This window comes from Hydrogenophaga sp. GW823-FHT04C09 (genome assembly GCF_058796355.1).
Window position 1 is genome coordinate 116,371 of the sequence record NZ_JBXAIO010000006.1, and the last position, 19,678, is coordinate 136,048.

Annotated in this window: 20 protein-coding genes, 1 tRNA gene and 1 pseudogene; 13 read left to right on the top strand and 9 right to left on the bottom strand. The window is 65.8% G+C overall.

The features are described 5' to 3' along the window. The first annotated feature begins 5 nt into the window (after window positions 1-5). The 6 genes from AC1Q9M_RS17555 to AC1Q9M_RS17580 all read left to right on the top strand — a co-directional run bounded on the left by AC1Q9M_RS17555 (window position 6) and on the right by AC1Q9M_RS17580 (window position 5,611). A complete protein-coding gene (locus tag AC1Q9M_RS17555; RefSeq protein ID WP_382157519.1) occupies window positions 6-1,496 on the top strand; it encodes a leucyl aminopeptidase in 1,491 nt (496 codons plus the stop codon). A 14-nt stretch (window positions 1,497-1,510) separates the two neighbouring features. Next, entirely contained in the window at window positions 1,511-1,945 is a 435-nt protein-coding gene (locus AC1Q9M_RS17560; protein WP_444686676.1) for a DNA polymerase III subunit chi, read from the top strand. Window positions 1,946-2,145: 200 nt separating this feature from the next. Then, entirely contained in the window at window positions 2,146-3,330 is a 1,185-nt protein-coding gene (locus tag AC1Q9M_RS17565) for a branched-chain amino acid ABC transporter substrate-binding protein (RefSeq protein ID WP_382157523.1), read from the top strand. 212 nt (window positions 3,331-3,542) lie between these two features. Further along, window positions 3,543-3,809: a hypothetical protein gene (locus AC1Q9M_RS17570; RefSeq protein WP_444686675.1), complete on the top strand. Its 267-nt coding sequence runs from the start codon at window positions 3,543-3,545 to the stop codon at window positions 3,807-3,809. Window positions 3,810-3,865: 56 nt separating this feature from the next. Next, window positions 3,866-4,315, top strand: coding sequence for a hemerythrin domain-containing protein (locus AC1Q9M_RS17575; protein WP_492434854.1), 450 nt, complete (start codon window positions 3,866-3,868; stop codon window positions 4,313-4,315). A gap of 63 nt (window positions 4,316-4,378) precedes the next feature. Then, complete coding sequence (locus AC1Q9M_RS17580; RefSeq protein WP_492434856.1) at window positions 4,379-5,611, top strand: MFS transporter; 1,233 nt, start codon at window positions 4,379-4,381, stop codon at window positions 5,609-5,611. 7 nt (window positions 5,612-5,618) lie between these two features. Here the strand turns inward: AC1Q9M_RS17580 and AC1Q9M_RS17585 are convergent, their stop codons facing one another. The 4 genes from AC1Q9M_RS17585 to AC1Q9M_RS17600 form a co-directional block, all read right to left on the bottom strand. Beyond that, window positions 5,619-5,966 (bottom strand): hypothetical protein, encoded by a 348-nt coding sequence (locus AC1Q9M_RS17585; RefSeq protein ID WP_444686672.1) that lies wholly within the window; start codon window positions 5,964-5,966, stop codon window positions 5,619-5,621. Continuing rightward, the gene (locus AC1Q9M_RS17590) at window positions 5,963-6,655 is read right to left on the bottom strand and encodes a hypothetical protein (RefSeq protein WP_492434858.1); all 693 of its coding nucleotides are present in this window, start codon (window positions 6,653-6,655) and stop codon (window positions 5,963-5,965) included. Before AC1Q9M_RS17590 ends, AC1Q9M_RS17585 begins: the two co-directional genes overlap by 4 nt. Before the next feature lie 13 nt (window positions 6,656-6,668). After that, window positions 6,669-6,806: a hypothetical protein gene (locus AC1Q9M_RS17595; RefSeq protein ID WP_492434860.1), complete on the bottom strand. Its 138-nt coding sequence runs from the start codon at window positions 6,804-6,806 to the stop codon at window positions 6,669-6,671. 437 nt (window positions 6,807-7,243) lie between these two features. Beyond that, window positions 7,244-7,600, bottom strand: a complete 357-nt coding sequence (locus AC1Q9M_RS17600; protein WP_492434862.1) for a putative phage abortive infection protein — start codon at window positions 7,598-7,600, stop codon at window positions 7,244-7,246. Here AC1Q9M_RS17600 and AC1Q9M_RS17605 point away from each other — a divergent pair. Next, window positions 7,582-7,839 (top strand): annotated as a pseudogene (locus AC1Q9M_RS17605) (IS21 family transposase); the annotation flags it as partial. The gene AC1Q9M_RS17600 and the pseudogene AC1Q9M_RS17605 overlap by 19 nt on opposite strands. A gap of 141 nt (window positions 7,840-7,980) precedes the next feature. Here AC1Q9M_RS17605 and AC1Q9M_RS17610 read toward each other — a convergent pair. From AC1Q9M_RS17610 to AC1Q9M_RS17625, 4 genes are all read right to left on the bottom strand, one after another. Next, window positions 7,981-8,070, bottom strand: a tRNA-Ser gene (locus AC1Q9M_RS17610). Between the two features lie 35 nt (window positions 8,071-8,105). After that, complete coding sequence (locus AC1Q9M_RS17615; RefSeq protein ID WP_492434864.1) at window positions 8,106-8,501, bottom strand: DUF2237 family protein; 396 nt, start codon at window positions 8,499-8,501, stop codon at window positions 8,106-8,108. A gap of 32 nt (window positions 8,502-8,533) precedes the next feature. Beyond that, window positions 8,534-9,451: an SPFH domain-containing protein gene (locus tag AC1Q9M_RS17620; protein WP_382157551.1), complete on the bottom strand. Its 918-nt coding sequence runs from the start codon at window positions 9,449-9,451 to the stop codon at window positions 8,534-8,536. 59 nt (window positions 9,452-9,510) lie between these two features. Then, window positions 9,511-9,936 carry an NfeD family protein gene (locus tag AC1Q9M_RS17625; protein ID WP_382325107.1) on the bottom strand — a complete coding sequence of 142 codons (426 nt, stop codon included), beginning with the start codon at window positions 9,934-9,936 and terminating at the stop codon, window positions 9,511-9,513. Window positions 9,937-10,157: 221 nt separating this feature from the next. On the opposite strand from AC1Q9M_RS17625, the gene AC1Q9M_RS17630 reads away from it, so the two are divergent. Continuing rightward, window positions 10,158-12,434, top strand: a complete 2,277-nt coding sequence (locus AC1Q9M_RS17630; protein ID WP_291115727.1) for an Orn/Lys/Arg family decarboxylase — start codon at window positions 10,158-10,160, stop codon at window positions 12,432-12,434. Between the two features lie 64 nt (window positions 12,435-12,498). Here the strand turns inward: AC1Q9M_RS17630 and fabI are convergent, their stop codons facing one another. Further along, window positions 12,499-13,296 carry an enoyl-ACP reductase FabI gene (gene fabI / locus AC1Q9M_RS17635; protein ID WP_291115724.1) on the bottom strand — a complete coding sequence of 266 codons (798 nt, stop codon included), beginning with the start codon at window positions 13,294-13,296 and terminating at the stop codon, window positions 12,499-12,501. Between the two features lie 38 nt (window positions 13,297-13,334). On the opposite strand from fabI, the gene AC1Q9M_RS17640 reads away from it, so the two are divergent. The 5 genes from AC1Q9M_RS17640 to AC1Q9M_RS17660 all read left to right on the top strand — a co-directional run bounded on the left by AC1Q9M_RS17640 (window position 13,335) and on the right by AC1Q9M_RS17660 (window position 19,678). Further along, complete coding sequence (locus AC1Q9M_RS17640) at window positions 13,335-15,170, top strand: extracellular solute-binding protein (RefSeq protein ID WP_492434867.1); 1,836 nt, start codon at window positions 13,335-13,337, stop codon at window positions 15,168-15,170. A 17-nt stretch (window positions 15,171-15,187) separates the two neighbouring features. Beyond that, window positions 15,188-16,219, top strand: coding sequence for a microcin C ABC transporter permease YejB (locus tag AC1Q9M_RS17645; RefSeq protein ID WP_382157557.1), 1,032 nt, complete (start codon window positions 15,188-15,190; stop codon window positions 16,217-16,219). Further along, window positions 16,219-17,253, top strand: a complete 1,035-nt coding sequence (locus tag AC1Q9M_RS17650) for an ABC transporter permease (RefSeq protein WP_492434869.1) — start codon at window positions 16,219-16,221, stop codon at window positions 17,251-17,253. Before AC1Q9M_RS17645 ends, AC1Q9M_RS17650 begins: the two co-directional genes overlap by 1 nt. Beyond that, window positions 17,250-18,857, top strand: coding sequence for an ABC transporter ATP-binding protein (locus tag AC1Q9M_RS17655; protein ID WP_492434871.1), 1,608 nt, complete (start codon window positions 17,250-17,252; stop codon window positions 18,855-18,857). Before AC1Q9M_RS17650 ends, AC1Q9M_RS17655 begins: the two co-directional genes overlap by 4 nt. Before the next feature lie 77 nt (window positions 18,858-18,934). Then, window positions 18,935-19,678: a DUF2189 domain-containing protein gene (locus tag AC1Q9M_RS17660; RefSeq protein ID WP_444686663.1), complete on the top strand. Its 744-nt coding sequence runs from the start codon at window positions 18,935-18,937 to the stop codon at window positions 19,676-19,678.

Genomic DNA, 19,678 nt, shown 5'->3' on the forward strand with positions numbered 1-19,678 from the left:
CGATTATGGACTTCGAACTCAAATCCCTTTCGCCCACCCAGGCCGCCCAACTGAGCGCCGACGCGCTGCTGGTGCTGGTGCCCGACACCGCGGCCCCCGGCAAGGCTGCCGGCGGCGCCCTGCAGGAGCTCGTGGCCAGCGCCACGAAACTGGGCGACCTGGACGCGGGTGTGGCCAAGCAACTGGCCTGCTACCGCCCTGTGGGCATCAAGGCCCCGCGGGTGGTGCTGGTGCGGGTGGGCGACGGTTCGGCCGCCTCGGTGCGCAAGGCCGTGGGCGCGGGCATGGGCTCGCTCAAGCAGCCCGGCATCAAGAAGCTGGGCCTGGTGCTCAGCCTGTTCGATGCGAACGACGACGCCGTGCGCGCCGCCGTGCAGACCTGTGCGGACGCGACCTACACCTACACCACCACCAAGCCCTCGGCCAAGGCCCGCACGGTGCAACAGGTGGTCGTGGGTGTGGAGAACGCGGCGGCCGTGCGCGGTGGTTTCGAGACCGGCCGCGCGCTGGTGACCGGGGTGGAGTTCGCCAAGGAATGGGCCAACCGCCCGGCCAACCACGCCACGCCCACCATGTTGGCCGAGGCGGCCCGCAAGCTGGGCCGCAAGCCCGGCCTCAAGGTGGATGTGCTCGGCCCGAAACAGGTCGAAGCCCTGGGCATGGGCTCCTTTCTCGCCGTGGCCAAGGGCTCGGCCGAACCGCTGCGCTTCATCGTCCTGCACTACAACGGTGCGGCCAAGACCAGCGCCCCCGTGGTGCTGGTGGGCAAAGGCATCACCTTCGACACCGGCGGCATCTCCATCAAGCCGGCGGCGGAGATGGACGAAATGAAGTTCGACATGGGAGGCGCGGCCAGCGTGCTCGGCACCTTCGCCGCCCTTGCCGAGCTCAAGCCCGCCATCAATGTGGTGGGCCTTATCCCCAGCTGCGAGAACATGCCCGACGGCATGGCCGTGAAACCGGGCGACGTGGTCACCAGCATGAGCGGGCAGACCATCGAGATCCTCAACACCGATGCGGAAGGCCGCCTGATCCTGTGCGATGCGCTCACCTACGCCGCGCGTTTCAAGCCCCACAGCGTGATCGACATCGCCACCCTCACCGGTGCCTGCGTGATCGCCCTAGGGGGCGTGCGTTCGGGGCTGTTCTCGACCCGCGACGACCTGGCCCAGGCCCTGCAGAAGGCCGGCGACACCGCGCAGGACCTGTGCTGGCGCCTGCCGCTGGACGATGAGTACGCCGAAGGCCTCAAATCGAACTTCGCCGACATGGGCAACGTGGCCGGGCGCGCGGGTGGCGCCATCACCGCCGCCAAGTTCCTGCAGAAATTCACCGCTGAGCTGCCCTGGGCCCACCTGGACATCGCTGGCACCGCGTGGAAGAGCGGGGCGGCCAAGGGCTCCACGGGGCGGCCGGTGCCGCTGCTGTTGCAGTACCTGATCGACCAGGCCGCGGCGGTGGCGCCGAAGAAGGCCCCCAGAACCCGCAAGGCCTGAACACGGCGCGCAGCATGACCGAGGTGGCCTTCCATTTCAACGCACCCGACAAGCTGGGTTACGCCTGTCGCCTGCTGCGCAAGGCCTACCTGCGTGGCGCGCGGGTGATGGTGCTCGTGGAAGAGCGGGAGCGGGCGGCGCTGGATGTGGCGCTCTGGACCATGGCCAACGGCGAGTTCATCCCCCACAGCGGGCCGATGGACCCCGCGCATGTGAAGTCCCGCTCGCCCATCCACCTCGCCAGCGAGGTCTCGGCAGCCAACGGGGCCACGGTGCTGGTGAACCTGCGCCTGGACATGCCGGCCGGCTACGAAGGCTTTGCGCGCGTCATCGAGGTGGTGACCGGGGATCAGGAAGACCGCGGACACGCGCGCGACCGCTGGAAGCTTTACAAGGCGCAGGGCATCGAGCCCCAGCGGCACGATCTCCAGCTGGCGCCTCAGGACTGACGCCCGCGCACCTGCGCCAGAGCAGCATGCGCCGGCCTTATGGGTCATTCAACGGCGTGATGCGACTTTGGGAAAACCCTCGTTCCTTCCCACAGGCGCTGCGCGATGCGAAATCCGCTGGTTTTTTGGAGTATCTTTATGGGCGTGGAGAAAAAAAGTTCCCTCCGCATTCCAACTTCCATCCTTTTCCGAGGAAAACCATGCAACTGAACACCAAACTGGCCGTCATCGCGGCGGCTGTCGCACTTGCCGCTTGCGGCAAAAAAGAAGAGGCCGCACCCGCAGCCGCTCCTGCCGCTGCCCCCGCTGCCGCCGCTCAGGTCATCAAGATCGGTCACGTTGGTCCCACCAGCGGCGCCATCGCCCACCTCGGCAAGGACAACGAGAACGGCGCCCGCATGGCGATCGAGGAGCTCAACGCCGCTGGCCTGACCATCGGTGGCAACCCGGTCAAGTTCGAACTGCTGGCGGAAGACGACGCAGCGGATCCGAAGCAAGGCACCGCCGCCGCCACCAAGCTGGTGGATGCCAAGGTCGCTGGCGTGATCGGCCACCTGAACTCCGGCACGACCATCCCGGCCTCGCAGATCTACAACGACGCTGGCATTCCCCAGATCTCCCCCTCCGCCACCAACCCCAAGTACACCCGTCAGGGTTACGCTGGCGCGTTCCGCGTGGTGGCTGACGACGTGCACCTGGGTGGCACGCTGGGCAAGTACGCCGTGGAATCGCTCAAGGCCAAGAGCGTGGCCGTGATCGACGACCGCACCGCGTATGGCCAGGGTGTGGCCGACGAGTTCGAAAAGGGCGTGGCTGCTGCGGGCGGCAAGGTGGTAGGCCGTGAGTTCACCAACGACAAGGCGACCGACTTCAACGCCATCCTGACCACCCTGAAGGCCAAGAAGCCCGACGTGGTGTTCTTCGGCGGCATGGACGCCGTGGCCGGCCCGATGCTCAAGCAGATGAAGCAGCTCGGCATCAACGCCAAGTTCATGGGTGGCGACGGCATCTGCTCGACCGAGCTGCCGAAGCTGGCCGCCGACGGCTTGGCCGACGACCAGGTGTTCTGCGCTGAAGCCGGTGGTGTGGAAGGCGAACAGAAGGAAGGCATGGAGAAGTTCCGCGCCGACTTCAAGGCCAAGTTCAACGCCGACGTGCAGGTCTATGCCCCGTACGTGTACGACGCCACGAAGGTGCTGGTCAACGCCATGGTCACCGCCGGCTCGGCCGACCCCAAGGTCTACCTGCCCGCGCTCAAGGCCACCAACTACAAGGGCGTGACCGGCAACATCGCCTTCGACGAAAAGGGCGACATCAAGAACGGTGCCCTGACGCTCATGACCTACAAGGGCGGCAACCGCACCACCCTGGCCGTGATCCGCTGATCGGCCAGTTCCCCGGACGGGAAGGCCTCTCAGGAGGCCTCCTGTAACAAAAAAGCCACCGCACGCGGTGGCTTTTTTTCGTCTGGACCCGGCGTGGGTGCAGTCCTACAGGGAAGGGGGGCCTCAGCCGACACTCGGACCACTGAAGGATTTTTAGACTGGTTGTGCGTGGCGATCCTGCCCGCAACCCATTTCTTTTCTGGAGATTTCGCATGAGCAACCAAGGCAAGTCCAACCAGCAGCAACAGCAGAACCCGAACCAGCAACAGCCTGGCAGCCAGAACAACCCCAATCAGCAGCAACAGCAGCCGAACCCCAATCAGCAGCAACCCGGCAGCCAGAACAAGCCGGGCCAGCAGCAACAGGCACAACCCGGCCGCGATGACAGCCGCAAGTCGCCGCAGCAAGGCGGCAACCAGGCGGACAACAACGATCCGTCGCGCAAGCAACAAGGCGGCAACAACCCGCAACGCGGTTGATCGGCTGAGACGAGGAATGCCCGGCCTCGGCCGGGTTTTTTATGCAGGAGATCCCCATGGACAACATCTACGAAGCCCTCCGTGAAAGCCACGAGACGCAGCGCACGCTGTGCCGGCGGCTGGTGCGCACCAAGCCCGAGGATCCCCGCGCCCAAGAGATTTTCAAGGCACTGCGCATCGAACTGGCGGCCCACGCGGCCGCCGAAGAGCGCTATCTGTACGCCCAGATCCTGTTTGACGACATGGGGCTGGACTCGTCGCGCCACGCCTTGCACGAGCACCACGAGATCGATGAATGCGTCGAGGCCCTGGAAGACGCGCGAAATAAGCCCGAGGCCTGGCCGGAGCTGGCGAAGAAGCTGTCTCACGAAGTGCACCACCACCTGCGGGAAGAAGAGCGCAAGTTCTTCCAGCTCTCCGGCAAGATCTTGAGCGACAGGCAAAAAGTCAGCCTCGCCTCGCAGTACCGGTCCGACCTCGACCGGATGCGCGACGTGGTGGCCTGAACTGATCCCGAGGGTAAAACCCCTGGCCTGCGTGGAATGCTGCGTTGCAGCAAGATCGCGGGAATGTCCGCCACTTCCTCCCTGGCCCCCACGGGCGACGCCGCCACCCATCCTGCTTTCCGCTCCACCGTCTGGGCCCTCGGGCTCGGCGGTTTTGCCATTGGCACGGGCGAGTTCGTCATCATGGGCCTGCTGCCCGAAGTGGCCACCACGCTGCAGGTCAGCATCCCCCAAGCCGGCCATGTGATCAGCGCCTACGCGCTGGGCGTGGTCGTCGGGGCGCCTTTGCTGGCCGTCCTCACCGCCCATTGGCCCCGGCGCCTGCTGCTCGTCGTGCTGATGGTGCTGTTCGCCCTCGGCAACCTGGCCAGCGCGGCGGCGCCCGGTTACTGGAGCCTCAACCTGCTGCGCTTCATGGCGGGCATGCCGCACGGCACCTATTTCGGTGTGGCCTCCCTCGTCGCCGCCTCGCTGGTGCCGCCGGGGCGCCGGGCGCAGGCCGTGGGCCTGATGATGCTGGGCCTGACCGGCGCCACGCTCATCGGCGTGCCCGTGGCGGCCTGGCTGGGGCAGCACTGGGGCTGGCGCAGCGCCTTTGTGCTGGTGGGCGTGATCGCCTTGCTGGCCAGCGTGATGATCCACCGCGCGCTGCCGAACCTGCCGGCGCCCGAAGGGGCGAGCCCCTTGCGGGAGCTGGCCGCGCTGAGCAACCCCCAGGTCTGGCTCACGCTGGGCATCGGTGCCATCGGCTTTGGCGGCATGTTCGCGGTGTTCAGCTACATCAAGCCGACGCTGATCGAAGTGACCGGCCTCTCGCTCGGCGCCATACCCCTGGTGCTCGCGCTGTTCGGCGTCGGCATGATCGCCGGCAACCTCGTGGGCGCGCGACTGGCCGACAAGGCCTTGCTGCCCACCATCGGCGGCACCCTGGTGTGGTCGGCGCTGGTGCTGCTGCTCATGCTCGTGACCGCGCCTTACGCCGCCGCCGTGTCGCTCAACGTGCTGCTGGTGGGCACCGTGGTGGCGCTGGCACCGGCGCTGCAGATCCGCCTGATGGATGTGGCCGGTGAAGCGCAAGCACTGGCCGCCGCGCTCAACCACTCCGCCTTCAACCTGGCCAACGCCCTGGGCGCGTGGCTGGGCGGGCTGGCGATTGCCGGCGGCCTGGGCTGGACATCGACAGGCTGGGTGGGCGCCTTGCTCGCCGTGGGCGGGCTGGTGGTCTTTACCGCCTCGATCTGGCAACAGCGGCGCGGCGGCAAGCCACGCCTGCCCGTGGCGGCCTCGCAGGCCTGACCGGCCCCTAGGCCGGGTTCTCCTCCAGCACGCCGCACGCCGGGTCACGTTTCGGCCTGTCCTTCCCGGTGGATCGGGTCAGACCGTCGTCGTCATCCTTCAGGGGCTCCAGGTCTTCGTCCTCGAAAACGCAGTACATCGATGGCGGCAGGGCCTCCATGGTGTCCGCGTCTCGAATGTGAAGAGGACCACCCAGCGAGATGGTTTTCCATGGGAAGAGACCCGCGACCCACCGCCCTGAACCACCCCACTCCTCGCTGGGAAAATGCGGGCCGACGACCAGGACGATGGCGCCCTTGTTCCTGCTTTCGCCAATCACTCTGGCGCGCTGCCCCGGTTTGCAGCGGCGGCTCATGGCGCTTCTCCCGCGAAGATGGATGCATCGGGTGTGCTGAGCTTGTCGAGCTGGGCGTAGAAGGAAGGATCGGCCGCGCGGATGACCGCCCGGTGCGCCTCCACGATCTGCGCATGCCGCTCGGCGTCAAAGATCACCTCGCCCTGCACCAGCGCCTCGATGATCGCGTCCACCGCCATCAAGGCGGACTCCTTCGTCTCGGTGCTGAACCTGTAGCCGTGCCAGCTCTTTTCCTCATCCAGACGCCTGAGGAAAACGATGTCCGTCAACTCGCGGATGCTGGAGGCGGCTTCACACACGAACTGCCGCTCTGAGCCGGGCATCCGCTCGAGTTCGCGCCTGGCGAGTTCGGCCTTGCATCTGGCGACGCTCCGCGCCTGCTCCACGCGGCGCTTCTCGCGGGCCTCAGCCCTGCGCTGCAGAAGCTCGCCACGCGGCAGGCCGACACACACCAACCATGGCATGTCGGCATCGTTGCGTCGGCACACGCGGAGGTAGGTCTCATCCATCCGGCAGTGGCGAGACATCACCACGCCGCCCAGGTAGGACACGCTCCGTTTGCCCTCAGGCGGGAACTGCTCGGGCCTGACCAGACCGGCCGCCATCAGATCCTCGGCCTTGCCGATGTACACGTCGAAATTTGTCTCCTCGATCTTCTGGATGGAGGAGAGGAGTTGGCTGACTGACATGTCGCATCCCCCCTCACAGCGCCGCACGGGCGGCTTTGCGAATCGGGTCGCGGTGGATGCAGCGCGCGGGGCGGGCGCGACGGATGCGCGCTGCGCGGGTTTGGGCAATGTCGACGACATTGCTCGCGGTCTTAGAATCGGTCTTAGCCATGATGTGCGGTCCTTCCAAGGTTGTTGCACGTTGTGGTCAGACGGTCCTTGGTGTTAGCGCACCTTGGGCCGTCGCTTCTTGTGCCGCTGATTTGCTTCTCCTGCATCGCAGGAAACTCCGCCCAGCGGCGCTGGCGCTATTCCTTGGGTAGTTTCGCCTTATCGATGCGATCGCGTACCCACGGCGCACCGCCCAGTTTGGCCAGCTTGGTGCGTTGCAGATCGGACATCTTGATGGTGACAGGTTGCATCGCGTCGCTAACTTCCTTTGGCTTGCGGCCACTGCCTTCACGGGCGCCGCCTCTACTTGGTTTGCTGCTTCCCATTTTGATTAATGGTATTCCTAAAAATCAAATAATGCAAGATGTTTGAGTAAGCTTCGATGATCGATACGGAAACCCTGAACCCGGTTCTGGGTGGTGCGTTCGGTCGTAGGGCCTACGCAGGTAAGAAGGCCATCTTGTCGTAGAGGTCCGCATGTCCGGGTTTCAGTAGGATATGAAGTGGGAGATGCTTCAACATTCTGTAGCGTTCAACAAGCGGCTTTGTGTTTTCGCCATGAACTGTGAGGCAGTTGTAGAACATCAGAGTGAGCTCTTGAGTGGATAGCTGTGCTCGCAGGAATGCTCGATACCTCATCTGATCCACATGCGGACTTTCGTCAACAAATGTTGTCTTCCGCTGAAAACTGACCCAGTTAGAGCTGCAATTTCCATTTAAAGCTGACCCACGTAAGAACCCTATCCTGCTGCTTTTGGCAGCAGGAGATTTCAGGAGTGATAGACGTGGCGACACTGAGTGTCATAAGACGCTGGGCACTGCGCGAGCAGATGTCCATCCGCGAGATCTCCAGGCGTACAGGCCTGGCTCGCAACACCGTTAAGAAGTACCTGCGGGCGGGCGATGAAGAACCCCGCTACGCCAGGCGTGCGAGCTCCAGCAAGCTCGATCCATTCGCCGACAAACTTTCAACCTGGCTGTCGATCGAGGCAACAAAGTCGCGCAAACAGCGGCGCACTTTGCTGCAGCTCCACACACTCAGAGATACCAACAGGAAAATCTGGCTGTCAGCGAACGAAAAGAACCCTGAAAAACAAAAAGCCCCGCTCTCCAATGAAGAACGGGGCTTTTAGGGTGTTGCCTGAGATCCTTTGAAAGGGTCCGAGACTCATTAATGGCGGAGAGGGCGGGATTCGAACCCGCGGTGGGGATTAGCCCACACACGCTTTCCAGGCGTGCGACTTAAACCACTCATCCACCTCTCCGCGAAGCCTGCGATTGTAGCAGGCCATTGCGCCCTTTATCCCGCCCGGCTGCCGTCGGCGGTCTTGTTGTGCCAGGCGTGCTGCAGCAACACCTCCAGCGACACATATTCCAGGGCCGCCGCGTGCGTGCTGTCCAGCACCACGGGCGGGGCGACGCCCGCGCGCAGGGCCTCCAGCCAGCGTTGCACACAGAGGCACCAGCGGTCGCCGGGCTTGAGGCCGGCGAAGCGCCATTGCGGGCGCGGGGTGCTCAGGTCGTTGCCGTGCTCTCGCGAGAAGTCCAGAAACGCCGCCGTGACACGGGCGCACACCACGTGCGTGCCGTGGTCTTCGGCGTCGGTCTCGCAGCAGCCGTCGCGGTAGAAGCCGGTGAGCGGGTCGTAGGAGCAGGGCACCAGCGGGCCGCCCAGCACGTTGCGCGACAAGGTCATGGTGGCGGCTCCGTGGTGAGGCTGGCGTTGCGTCAGGCGTTGGTCTTGCCCACGCCGACCATCTTCATGGCCGAGGTGATCAGCGCCGACACCTCGGTCATGTTGCTGGGCACGATGAGCGTGGTGGTGGCGTCGGCGGCGACCTTGCCGTAGGCCTCCACGGCTTTCTCGGCCACCTTGAGCTGCACGGCTTCCTGGCCGCCCGGCTGGCGGATGGCTTCGGCCACCTTGCGAATGGCTTCGGCGTTGGCCTCGGCCACCGCGAGGATGGCGGCGGCTTCACCTTGGGCGTTGTTGATCTCGGCCTGCTTTTCGCCTTCGGAGCGGGCAATGAAGGCTTCGCGCTCGCCGGTGGCGATGTTGATCTGTTCCTGGCGGCGGCCTTCGGACGCCGCGATCAGGGCGCGCTTCTCACGCTCGGCGGTGATCTGCGACTGCATGGCGCGCAGGATGGCCTCGGGCGGCGTGAGGTCCTTGATTTCGTAGCGCAGCACCTTCACGCCCCAGTTAAGCGCGGCTTCGTCGATGGCCGAGACCACCTGCGCATTGATCATGTCGCGCTCTTCGAAGGTCTTGTCGAGTTCCAGCTTGCCGATGACCGAGCGCAGCGAGGTCTGGGCCAGTTGCGTGACGGCGACGATGTAGTTGGACGAGCCGTAGCTCGCGCGCATCGGGTCGGTGACCTGGAAGTACAGGATGCCGTCCACTTGCAGCTGGGTGTTGTCGCGCGTGATGCAGACCTGGCTGGGCACGTCCAGCGGGATTTCCTTCAGGCTGTGTTTGTAGGCCACCTTGTCGATGAAGGGCACCAGGAAGTTCAGGCCCGGCGCGAGCGAGGCGTGGTACTTGCCCAGGCGCTCCACCACCCACGCGTTCTGCTGCGGCACGACCTTGATGGACCGTGTGATGAAGATGACGGCGATGATGAAGAGGAGGATGGCAATTTCCATGGCAATGGCTTCTCAGAAAGGTTTCAGGAGGGGCGAGGGTAGCGCATGCGTGTTCGCGCTCAGACCTTGTCGACCAGCAGGCGGTTGCCCACGAGCTCGGCCACGCGGTAGGCGCCTGGGGTGGGCGGGTTGCCCGGGCGCTGGATCACGGTCCATTGCGCGCCACGGTATTTCACGCTCGCGGTGCCGTCGGCGTGCCATTCGTCGATCTGCAGCACCTCGCCGATGTCGAGGTTGACGCTGCGCATGGCGCGCACCGAGGGGTCGCCGGCACCGCGTTTCTTGATGAAGTACCAGCCCACCACGGCGGCAGAGCCGACCACCGCCGCCGCGATCAGCTCCATGGTGGTGCCCAGGCCTGCGTGTGCCGCGAGCGCGCCTGCAGCCAGGCCCACGGCGAGCATCAGCAGGTAAAAGGTGCCTGTGAAAAGCTCCAGCGCGACAGCAGCGCCGGCCAGCAGCCACCACACGGTTGAGTCCGACATGAATACTCCTGTCTTCAGAATGCCAAGGGAACCCGGGCGCGGCCCAAGGGTCTGGCCAGAAGGAATGTCTGGCTTGCGCCACATTCTGCGACAAAAGGCCGGCGCGTTCCGCAGGGAGACACGCGATTTCCGTACACTTCGCGCCTGCTTTGCCACCGTTGGGGTCCCCGCCGATGGTGCCCTTCCCCCGTAGCCGGCTGAACACGGCTGGAGAATCTCACATGAAATTCCGCTTTCCCATCGTCATCATCGATGAGGACTTCCGCTCGGAGAACACTTCGGGCCTGGGCATCCGCGCGCTGGCACAGGCCATCGAAGTCGAAGGCTTCGAGGTGGTGGGCGTGACGAGCTATGGCGACATGAGCCAGTTCGCGCAGCAGCAGAGCCGGGCGAGTGCCTTCATCCTGTCGATCGACGACGAGGAGTTCAGCCACGGCGACGACATCGACCCCGTGGTGCTGAACCTGCGCAGCTTCATCGACGAGGTGCGCCGCAAGAACGCCGACGTGCCGATCTACATCTACGGCGAGACCAAGACCAGCCGGCACCTGCCCAACGACGTGCTGCGCGAGCTGCATGGCTTCATCCACATGTTCGAGGACACGCCGGAGTTCGTGGCGCGCCACATCATCCGCGAGGCCAAGAGCTACCTCGAAGGCATTCAGCCGCCGTTCTTCAAGGCTTTGCTGGACTACGCGGAAGACGGTTCTTACTCGTGGCACTGCCCGGGGCACTCGGGTGGCGTGGCCTTCCTGAAGAGCCCGGTGGGCCAGATGTTCCACCAGTTCTTCGGCGAGAACATGCTGCGCGCCGACGTGTGCAATGCGGTGGAAGAACTGGGCCAGCTGCTGGACCACAACGGCGCGATCGGCGCGAGCGAGCGCAACGCGGCGCGCATCTTCAACGCCGACCATTGCTTCTTCGTCACCAACGGCACGTCCACCTCCAACAAGATGGTGTGGCACCACACGGTGGCGCCGGGTGACGTGGTGGTGGTGGACCGCAATTGCCACAAGTCCATCCTGCACAGCATCATCATGACGGGCGCGATCCCCGTCTTCCTCAAGCCCACGCGCAACCACTACGGCATCATCGGCCCGATCCCGCAGAGCGAGTTCGAGATCGAGGCGATCCAGGCCAAGATCCGCGCCAACCCGCTGCTGGCCGGCGTGGACGCCGAGACCGTGAAGCCGCGCGTGCTCACGCTGACGCAGTCCACCTACGACGGCGTGCTCTACAACACCGAGGCCATCAAGCAGATGCTGGACGGCTACGTGGCCAACCTGCATTTCGACGAAGCCTGGCTGCCGCACGCGGCCTTCCACCCGTTCTACGGCAACTTCCACGCCATGGGCAAGAAGCGCGCGCGGCCGATGGAGTCGGTGGTGTACGCGACGCAGTCCATTCACAAGCTGCTCGCCGGCATCAGCCAGGCCAGCCACGTGCTGGTGCAGGACTCGCAGAACGTCAAGCTGGACCGTCACCTCTTCAACGAGGCTTACCTGATGCACACCAGCACCAGCCCGCAGTACGCGATCATCGCGAGCTGCGACGTGGCCGCGGCCATGATGGAGCCGCCCGGCGGCCGTGCGCTGGTGGAAGAGAGCATATTCGAAGCGCTCGATTTCCGCCGCGCCATGCGCAAGGTGGAAGCCGAGTTCGGCGAGGACGACTGGTGGTTCAAGGTCTGGGGGCCGGACGACCTGGCCGACGAAGGCATGGGCGAGACCGGCGACTGGGTGCTCAAGCAGAAGGACGTGTCTTTCAGCGAGAAGGACTGGCATGGCTTCGGCGACATGGCGCCCGGTTTCAACATGCTGGACCCGATCAAGGCGACCATCGTCACCCCGGGCCTGAACCTGGACGGCCGTTTCGAAACCAACGGCATTCCGGCGTCCATCGTCACCAAGTTCCTGGCCGAGCACGGCGTGGTGGTGGAGAAGACGGGCCTGTACAGCTTCTTCATCATGTTCACCATCGGCATCACCAAGGGCCGCTGGAACACGCTGCTGACGGCGCTGCAGCAGTTCAAGGACGACTACGCCAAGAACCAGCCGATGTGGCGCATCCTGCCGGAGTTCTGCCAGAAGCACCCGCGCTACGAACAGATGGGCCTGCGCGACCTGTGCCAGCACGTGCACGAGCTGTACGCCCGCTACGACATCGCGCGCCTCACGACCGAGATGTATTTGAGCGACCTCACGCCGGCGATGAAGCCCACCGATGCCTTCGCGCACATCGCGCAACGCACCACCGAGCGGGTGCCGATCGACGCGCTGGAAGGCCGCATCACGACCAGCCTGGTGACGCCGTACCCACCGGGCATCCCGTTGTTGATCCCGGGTGAGGTGTTCAACAAGAAGATCGTGGACTACCTGAAGTTCGCGCGCGAGTTCAACCTGCAGTGCCCGGGCTTCGAGACCGACATCCACGGCCTGGTGGAAGTGGTGGGCGACGACGGCCGCAAGAGCTATTTCGCGGACTGCGTGAAGGCCTGAGGCCTGCGGGCCTCCGTGCCGCAAGGCGCCCCGGCCACGTCAGTGGCGTGGGGCGTTTTCCATATCAGAGCATGGCCTGGCTGTCACGGCTCACGCCCGTGGTCTGGGCGTAGCCGCCGTCCACGTAGGTGATCTCGGCCGACACGCCCGAGGCGAGGTCGGACAGCAGGAACGCGGCCACGTTGCCCACTTCCTCGATGGTGATGTTGCGGCGGATCGGCGCGGCGGAGGCCACCAGGTTGAGCAGCTTGCCGAAGTCCTTGATGCCGCTGGCCGCCAGCGTCTTGATCGGGCCGGCGCTGATGCCGTTGACGCGCATGCCCTTGGGGCCGAGCGATTCGGCGAGGTAGCGCACGGATGCTTCCAGACTGGCCTTGGCCAGGCCCATGGTGTTGTAGTTGGGCACCGCGCGGATCGCGCCCATGTAGCTCAGCGTGAGCAGCGAGGCCTTGTCGTTCAGGTAGGGCAGGGCCGCCTTGGCCATGCCGGGGAAGCTGTAGGCGCTGATGTCGTGAGCGATGCGGAAGGCTTCGCGCGAGAGGCCTTCGAGGAAGTCGCCGGTGATGGCCTCGCGCGGGGCGAAGCCGATGCTGTGCACGAAGCCGTCGAACTTGGGCCAGGCCTGCGACAGGTCGGCGAACATCTTGTCGATCTGGGCGTCGTCGCTCACGTCGCAATCGAAGATGAGCTTGGAATCGAAGTCGGCCGCGAACTCGGTGATGCGGTCCTTGAAACGGTCACCGACGTAGCTGAACGCCAGCTCGGCGCCTTGTTGGTGGCAGGCCTTGGCAATGCCGTAGGCGATGGATCGGTTGGACAGCACGCCCGTGATCAGCAGTTTCTTGCCAGCGAGAAAACCCATTTTTCAGTCTCCAGAGAAAAATCCTTCAGAATTGTCTCATGCGTCGTTCCGCCCCTTGCCTCCACAGCCGTCTCGCGACGCTGTGCGCGGCCGTGGCCCTGGTGGCGTGGAGCCCGGCCAGTTGGGCGGCCCATGGCTATGCGCTGTGGGGCGACCTGAAGTACCCGGCAGGTTTCACGAACTTCGACTACGTGAACCCGAACGCGCCGCAGGGTGGCGAGCTGCGGCTGGTGAGCAACCAGCGGGTGTCCACCTTCGACAAGTACAACCCGTTCACCATCCGGGGTTCGGCACCGGCCTACCTCGCCGCCTTGGTGTTCGACACCTTGCTCACACCCTCGCTGGACGAGACCGCGTCGGCCTACGGGCTGCTCGCCAGCGATGTCTCGGTGGCCGACGATGGCCTGTCGGCCACGTTCAAGCTGCGTGCCGAGGCGCGCTTTCACAACGGCGACCCCGTGCTGGCCGCCGACGTGCGCCACAGCTACGACACGCTGATGAGCCCGCAGACCATGCCGGCCTACAAGACGCTGCTGGAGGAGGTGGCGGGGCTGGACGTGATCGACGAACGCACGGTGCGCTTCCGCTTCAAGCGGCCGAACCGCGAACTGCCGCTGACGGTGGGCACCATTCCCGTCTTCAGCCGCAAGTGGGGCATGGTGGACGGCAAGGCCAAGCCGTTCGATCAGGTGGTCATGGACGTGCCGATCGGCAGCGGGCGCTACAAGATCGGCCCCGTGGTGTTCGGGCGCGACATCACCTACGTGCGCGACCCGAACTACTGGGCCCGCGATCTCAACGTCAAGCGCGGCACGGACAACTTCGACCGCATCACGGTCAAGATCTACAAGGACAACACGGCCCGCCTCGAGGGCTTCAAGGCCGGCGAATACGACCTGCTGCAGGTGTTTTCCGCGGGAGACTGGGCCCGCCGCGTGAATGGGCGCCGCTTTGACAGCGGTGAGCTGGTCAAGGGCGAATTCGCCCATCGGCTGCCCTCGGGTTTCCAGAGCTACGTGCTCAACACGCGCAACCCCAAGCTGGCCGATGTGCGGGTGCGCGAGGCGCTGGGCCTGGCCATTGACTACGAGTGGATGAACCGCCAGATGTTCTACAGCTCGTACCACCGTGTGAATGGCTTGTTCGGCAACACCGATTGCGAAACCACGGGCCTGCCCACGGCGGAGGAACTGGCGCTGCTGGAGCCCTGGCGCGGCAAGGTGCCTGACGCGGTCTTCGGCCCCATGACCGTGCCCCCGCGCACCGATGGGGACTCCTCGCTGCGGGCGAACCTGCGCAAGGCCCGCACCCTCCTGAGCGAGGCGGGGTGGGAGGTGCGCGACGGCGCGCTGCGCAATGCCAAGGGCGAGCCCATGGTGCTGGAGTACCTGGACAGCCGCGAGGGCGGCGTGCGAACCGTCGGCCCGTGGATCCGCAACCTGGAGAAATTGGGCATTCGCCTGAACTTCCGTTCCGTGGACTACGCCCTCTACCAGCAACGGGTCGATCGTTTCGAGTACGAGATGATTTCGATCGCCTTTCCCGGCACCAACAACCCGGGGCAGGAGTACGTCGAGATCTTCGGCAGCAAGGCGGCAGACATGCCGAGTTCGGGCAATTTCGCGGGCGTCAAGAGCCCGGCGGTCGATGCCCTGTTGCGCCGCATGACCAGTTCCCGGACCAAGGCCGAGCTGCTGCCGGCCTGCCATGCGCTGGAGCGCGTGATCGCGCACAGCCACTACCTGATCCCGCAATGGACGGTCAACGAACACCGCATGGCCTACAACGCCACGCGGCTGGACAAGCCGGCCAGCATGCCGCCCTACACCCAGGCCGAGACCTGGGCCATGAGCACCTGGTGGGCCAGAAAATGACCTGCCGCTGACGCCCTATGTTGTCTTACATCCTCAAACGCCTGCTGCTCATGCTGCCCACGTTGTTCGGCGTGCTGCTGCTGACGTTTGTGGTGATCCAGTTCGTGCCCGGTGGCCCGGTGGAACAGTACCTGGCCGACGCGCGCGCGGCGGGCGGGCCCGGCGGCGCGGAGGGCAGCGGCATGACCTACCGGGGCGCGCAGGGCGTGGACCCGCAGCGCCTGGAGCAGATCAAGGCGCTCTACGGTTTCGACAAACCCGCGCACACGCGTTTCGTCGAGATGCTGGGCCGTTTCGCGCGCTTCGACCTGGGCAACAGCTTCTTCCAGAACAAGCCGGTGAGCCAGCTCATTGCCGAGAAGCTGCCGGTGTCCATCAGCCTGGGTTTGTGGACCTTTCTCATCAGCTACGGCGTGGCCGTGCCGCTGGGCGTGGCCAAGGCTGTGCGGGCCGGCACGCGCTTCGACCTGGTCAGCACCTTGCTCGTGCTCGTGGGCTATGCCATTCCGGGCTTCGTGCTGGGCGTCGCGCTGCTGGTGATCTTCGGCGGGCAGCTGCAGTGGTTCCCGTTGCGTGGGCTTACCTCCGCCAACTGGGAGGAGCTGAGCTGGGGCGCGCGCATCATCGACTACCTCTGGCACATCACGCTGCCCGTCACGGCCATGGTGCTGGGCAGCTTCGCCGTCACGTCCATGCTGACGAAGAACGCCTTCCTGGAGGAGATCCGCAAGCAGTATGTGATGACGGCGCTGGCCAAGGGGCTGTCGGAGCGGCAGGTGCTGTGGAAACACGTGTTCCGCAACGCGCTCATCCCCATCGTCACCGGTTTTCCGGCGGCCTTCATCGGCGCCTTCTTCACGGGGGCGCTGCTCATTGAAACCCTGTTCTCGCTGGATGGCCTGGGTCTGCTGAGCTACGAGAGCGTGATCCGGCGCGACTACCCGGTCGTCATGGGCACGCTGTTCCTGTTCACCCTGATCGGACTGGTCACCAAGCTGATCTCCGACCTTTGCTACGTGTGGGTGGACCCCCGCGTGAAGTTCGACTGATGGCCACGGTGTCCATGAGCCCCAGCCGGCGCGCCTGGCTGCGCTTCAAGCGCAACCGGCTCGGCTACTGGAGCCTGGTGATTTTCTGTGCGCTGGTGGTGGCTAGCCTCTTCGCCGAGGTGCTGTCCAACGACCGGCCGCTGATCGTGCGCTACGAGGGCAAGACCTATTTCCCGGTGGTGCAGGACCATGCGGAGACCGTCTTCGGGGGCGACTTCGAGACGCCCACCGACTACCTCGACCCCTTCATCCGCGAGCAGATCACCCGGGGCGACAACTGGGCCCTCTACGCACCCAACCCCTATGGTGCGCAGACCATCAACTACTTCGCCAAATCGCCCAATCCGTCGGCGCCCACGTGGGACAACTGGCTGGGCACCGACGACCGGGGGCGCGACCTGCTGGCGCAGCTGATCTACGGCTTTCGCGTGAGCGTGCTGTTCGCGCTGGCGCTCACCGCCATCGGTGTGGTGCTGGGCGTCATCACCGGCGCCATCCAGGGCTTTTTCGGCGGAAAGACCGACCTGGCCTTCCAGCGCTTCATCGAGATCTGGGGCTCCATGCCGGAGCTGTACCTGCTCATCATCTTCTCGGCCGTGTTCTCGCCCAGCCTGGGCTTGCTGCTGATCCTGCTCAGCCTGTTCGGCTGGATGGGCCTGTCCGACTATGTGCGCGCTGAGTTCCTGCGCAACCGCCAGCTCGACTACGTGCGCGCGGCGCGCGCCATGGGCCTGTCGAACGGGCAGATCATCTGGCGCCACGTGCTGCCCAACAGCCTGACGCCCGTGGTCACCTTCCTGCCGTTCCGCATGAGCGCGGCCATCCTGGCGCTGACCTCGCTGGACTTCCTCGGCCTGGGTGTGCCGCCGGGCACGCCGTCATTGGGCGAGTTGCTCAGCCAGGGCAAGAACAGCATCGACGCCTGGTGGATTTCCCTTTCCACGTTCGCCGTGCTGGTGATCACGCTGCTGCTGCTCACCTTCATGGGCGATGCGCTGCGCGACGCGCTGGACCCCAGAAAGGCCGACAAATGACAGCGCCCATACTGCTCGAAGTCAGCGATCTGCGCGTGGCGTTCGCCGGCCAGGAGGTCGTGCATGGCATCGATTTCTCGATCCGGGCCGGCGAGAAGCTCGCGCTTGTGGGCGAATCGGGTTCGGGCAAGACGGTGTCGGCGCTCTCGCTGCTGCGACTGGTGCACAACGCGGACGTGTCCGGCCGTGCGCTGCTGCAGGGCAAGGACCTGCTCGCCATGACCGAGCGCCAGCTGCGTGGCGTTCGGGGCGACGAGGTGGCGGTCGTGTTCCAGGAGCCGATGAGTGCGCTCAACCCGCTCTACACCGTGGGCGATCAGATCCGCGAGGTGCTGCAGCTCAAGAAGGGCCTCACGCTCCGCCAGGCGGTGGCGGCGTCCCACGAGCTGCTGGCCTCCACCGGCATTCCCGAGCCGGCGCGCCGCGCCAACGCCTTTCCGCACCAGCTCAGCGGCGGCCAGCGCCAGCGCGCGATGATCGCCATGGCCCTGGCCAGCGCGCCCAAGCTCCTGCTGGCCGACGAACCCACCACCGCGCTGGACGTGACCCTGCGCGTGCAGATCCTCGACCTGCTCGCGGACCTGCAGCGGCAGCACGGCATGGCGGTGCTGCTGATCACGCACGACCTGAACCTCGTGCGCCGCTTCGCCGACCGCGTGGCCGTGATGGAGCGTGGTCACCTGGTGGAGCAGGGCGGGGTGGGCGACGTGTTCGCCGCGCCCCAGCACCCCTACACGCGCAAGCTGCTGGCCAGCAAGCCCGAGCGCGACGTGGCCGAGCCGGTGGTGCGGGCCGATGCGGCGCCTGTGTTGAAGTCCCAGCGTCTGCGCGTGAGCTATCCCGTGCGGCTGCCAGGTTTCAAGGGGTGGTTCAGAAAGGGCGAGTTCGTGGCGGTGCACGGCGCCGACATGGTGATCGCCCCGGGGCAGACGCTGGGCGTGATCGGCGAGTCCGGCTCGGGCAAGTCCACCCTGGCGCTGGCAGCGCTCGGCCTGCTGCCGCACCAGGGCAGCCTGCAGATCGATGGCACCGACTGGACGCAGGCGAAAAAGGCCGGCCGGGACCGCGCCCTGCGCCAGCGCGTCCAGGTGGTGTTCCAGGACCCGTTTTCCTCGCTCTCGCCGCGCCTGACCGTCGAGCAGATCGTGGGCGAGGGCCTGCAGGTGCACCAGCCAGGGCTGTCGGTGGCTCAGCGGCGCGAGCGGGTGGTGACCGCGCTGGCCGACGTGGGGCTGGTTGACGACCCCGAGCACGGCAGCGACTGGCTGCAGCGGTACCCGCACGAATTCTCGGGCGGTCAGCGGCAGCGGCTGGCGATCGCCCGTGCCTTGATCGTCGATCCGCAACTGCTGGTGCTCGACGAGCCCACCAGCGCACTCGACGTGACGGTGCAGAAGCAGGTGCTGTCGCTGCTGCAGCGCCTGCAGCGAGAGCGGGGCCTGAGCTACCTGCTGATCACCCACGACGTGGACGTGATCCACGCCATGGCGCACGACGTGATGGTGATGAAGGACGGTGTGGTGGTGGAGCATGGGCCGGTGGACCGGGTTCTGCAGGCGCCCGAGCACCCCTACACGCGCGCGCTGGTGCAGGCCGCCGCCTGAACCCACACCGTTCTTGATCTGCGTCAGTCGCTGGCGCGGGCGCTGAGGCTATAACGCGCTCAATGGATGTGGATCGCATGCCTTCGTCGCCAGTCACGCTGACCTCGCCCGCGCGCTGGGTGGCGGCGGGCTGGGCCGACCTCTGTCGCAACCCCGTGCCGGGTCTGGTGCATGGCCTGCTGGTCACCGCCTTCGGCGCCTGGCTGCTGTGGATCGCGCGCGATCGCTTCTGGCTGCTGGCCGGCGCCTTCTCGGGTTTTCTCATCGTCGCGCCCATCCTGGCCACCGGCCTGTACGCGGTCAGCCGGGGGCTGGAACGCGGGCAGCGCATCGGCATGGCCGAGGTGTGGGCGCTCTGGCGCTCGGGCGACGCCCGGCTGGTGCGCTTTGGTCTGCTGCTGGGGCTGGCGGGCACCGGCTGGGTGCTGACTTCGGCGGCGCTGATCACCCTGTGGTCGCCCGTGCCCATTCACAAGCCGATGGATTTTCTGCGCCACGTGGTGCTGGTGCGCGAGATCGGCCTGTTCGAGGTCTGGCTGCTGCTGGGCGCGCTGCTGGCCGCCCCGGTCTTCGCGTCCACCCTGGTGGCGCTGCCCATGCTGGTGGATCGGCCGGTGGCGGTGAGCGCGGCGGTGTTCCGCAGCTGGCGCGCCGTGGCCAGCCACCCGGGCCCGGCCACGCTGTGGGCGGTGTGCATCGCGCTGCTCGCCGGCCTGGGCATGGCGTCGGGCCTGCTGGGCCTGATCGTGCTCATTCCACTGATGGGCCACGCCAGCTGGCACGCCTACCGCGATCTGACCGCCGGGGACGGGCAGGGCTGA

Coding starts and splice junctions, on each gene's coding strand:
- AC1Q9M_RS17620 (WP_382157551.1), bottom strand. CDS start 9,451: ATGGAAATTGCCATCCTCCTCTTCATCATCGCCGTCATCTTCATCACA.
- AC1Q9M_RS17655 (WP_492434871.1), top strand. CDS start 17,250: ATGACAGCGCCCATACTGCTCGAAGTCAGCGATCTGCGCGTGGCGTTC.
- AC1Q9M_RS17585 (WP_444686672.1), bottom strand. CDS start 5,966: ATGAGCCGCCGCTGCAAACCGGGGCAGCGCGCCAGAGTGATTGGCGAA.
- AC1Q9M_RS17650 (WP_492434869.1), top strand. CDS start 16,219: ATGGCCACGGTGTCCATGAGCCCCAGCCGGCGCGCCTGGCTGCGCTTC.
- AC1Q9M_RS17555 (WP_382157519.1), top strand. CDS start 6: ATGGACTTCGAACTCAAATCCCTTTCGCCCACCCAGGCCGCCCAACTG.
- AC1Q9M_RS17580 (WP_492434856.1), top strand. CDS start 4,379: ATGTCCGCCACTTCCTCCCTGGCCCCCACGGGCGACGCCGCCACCCAT.
- AC1Q9M_RS17660 (WP_444686663.1), top strand. CDS start 18,935: ATGCCTTCGTCGCCAGTCACGCTGACCTCGCCCGCGCGCTGGGTGGCG.
- AC1Q9M_RS17560 (WP_444686676.1), top strand. CDS start 1,511: ATGACCGAGGTGGCCTTCCATTTCAACGCACCCGACAAGCTGGGTTAC.
- AC1Q9M_RS17565 (WP_382157523.1), top strand. CDS start 2,146: ATGCAACTGAACACCAAACTGGCCGTCATCGCGGCGGCTGTCGCACTT.
- AC1Q9M_RS17575 (WP_492434854.1), top strand. CDS start 3,866: ATGGACAACATCTACGAAGCCCTCCGTGAAAGCCACGAGACGCAGCGC.
- AC1Q9M_RS17640 (WP_492434867.1), top strand. CDS start 13,335: ATGCGTCGTTCCGCCCCTTGCCTCCACAGCCGTCTCGCGACGCTGTGC.
- fabI (WP_291115724.1), bottom strand. CDS start 13,296: ATGGGTTTTCTCGCTGGCAAGAAACTGCTGATCACGGGCGTGCTGTCC.
- AC1Q9M_RS17630 (WP_291115727.1), top strand. CDS start 10,158: ATGAAATTCCGCTTTCCCATCGTCATCATCGATGAGGACTTCCGCTCG.
- AC1Q9M_RS17595 (WP_492434860.1), bottom strand. CDS start 6,806: ATGGCTAAGACCGATTCTAAGACCGCGAGCAATGTCGTCGACATTGCC.
- AC1Q9M_RS17590 (WP_492434858.1), bottom strand. CDS start 6,655: ATGTCAGTCAGCCAACTCCTCTCCTCCATCCAGAAGATCGAGGAGACA.
- AC1Q9M_RS17570 (WP_444686675.1), top strand. CDS start 3,543: ATGAGCAACCAAGGCAAGTCCAACCAGCAGCAACAGCAGAACCCGAAC.
- AC1Q9M_RS17615 (WP_492434864.1), bottom strand. CDS start 8,501: ATGACCTTGTCGCGCAACGTGCTGGGCGGCCCGCTGGTGCCCTGCTCC.
- AC1Q9M_RS17625 (WP_382325107.1), bottom strand. CDS start 9,936: ATGTCGGACTCAACCGTGTGGTGGCTGCTGGCCGGCGCTGCTGTCGCG.
- AC1Q9M_RS17645 (WP_382157557.1), top strand. CDS start 15,188: ATGTTGTCTTACATCCTCAAACGCCTGCTGCTCATGCTGCCCACGTTG.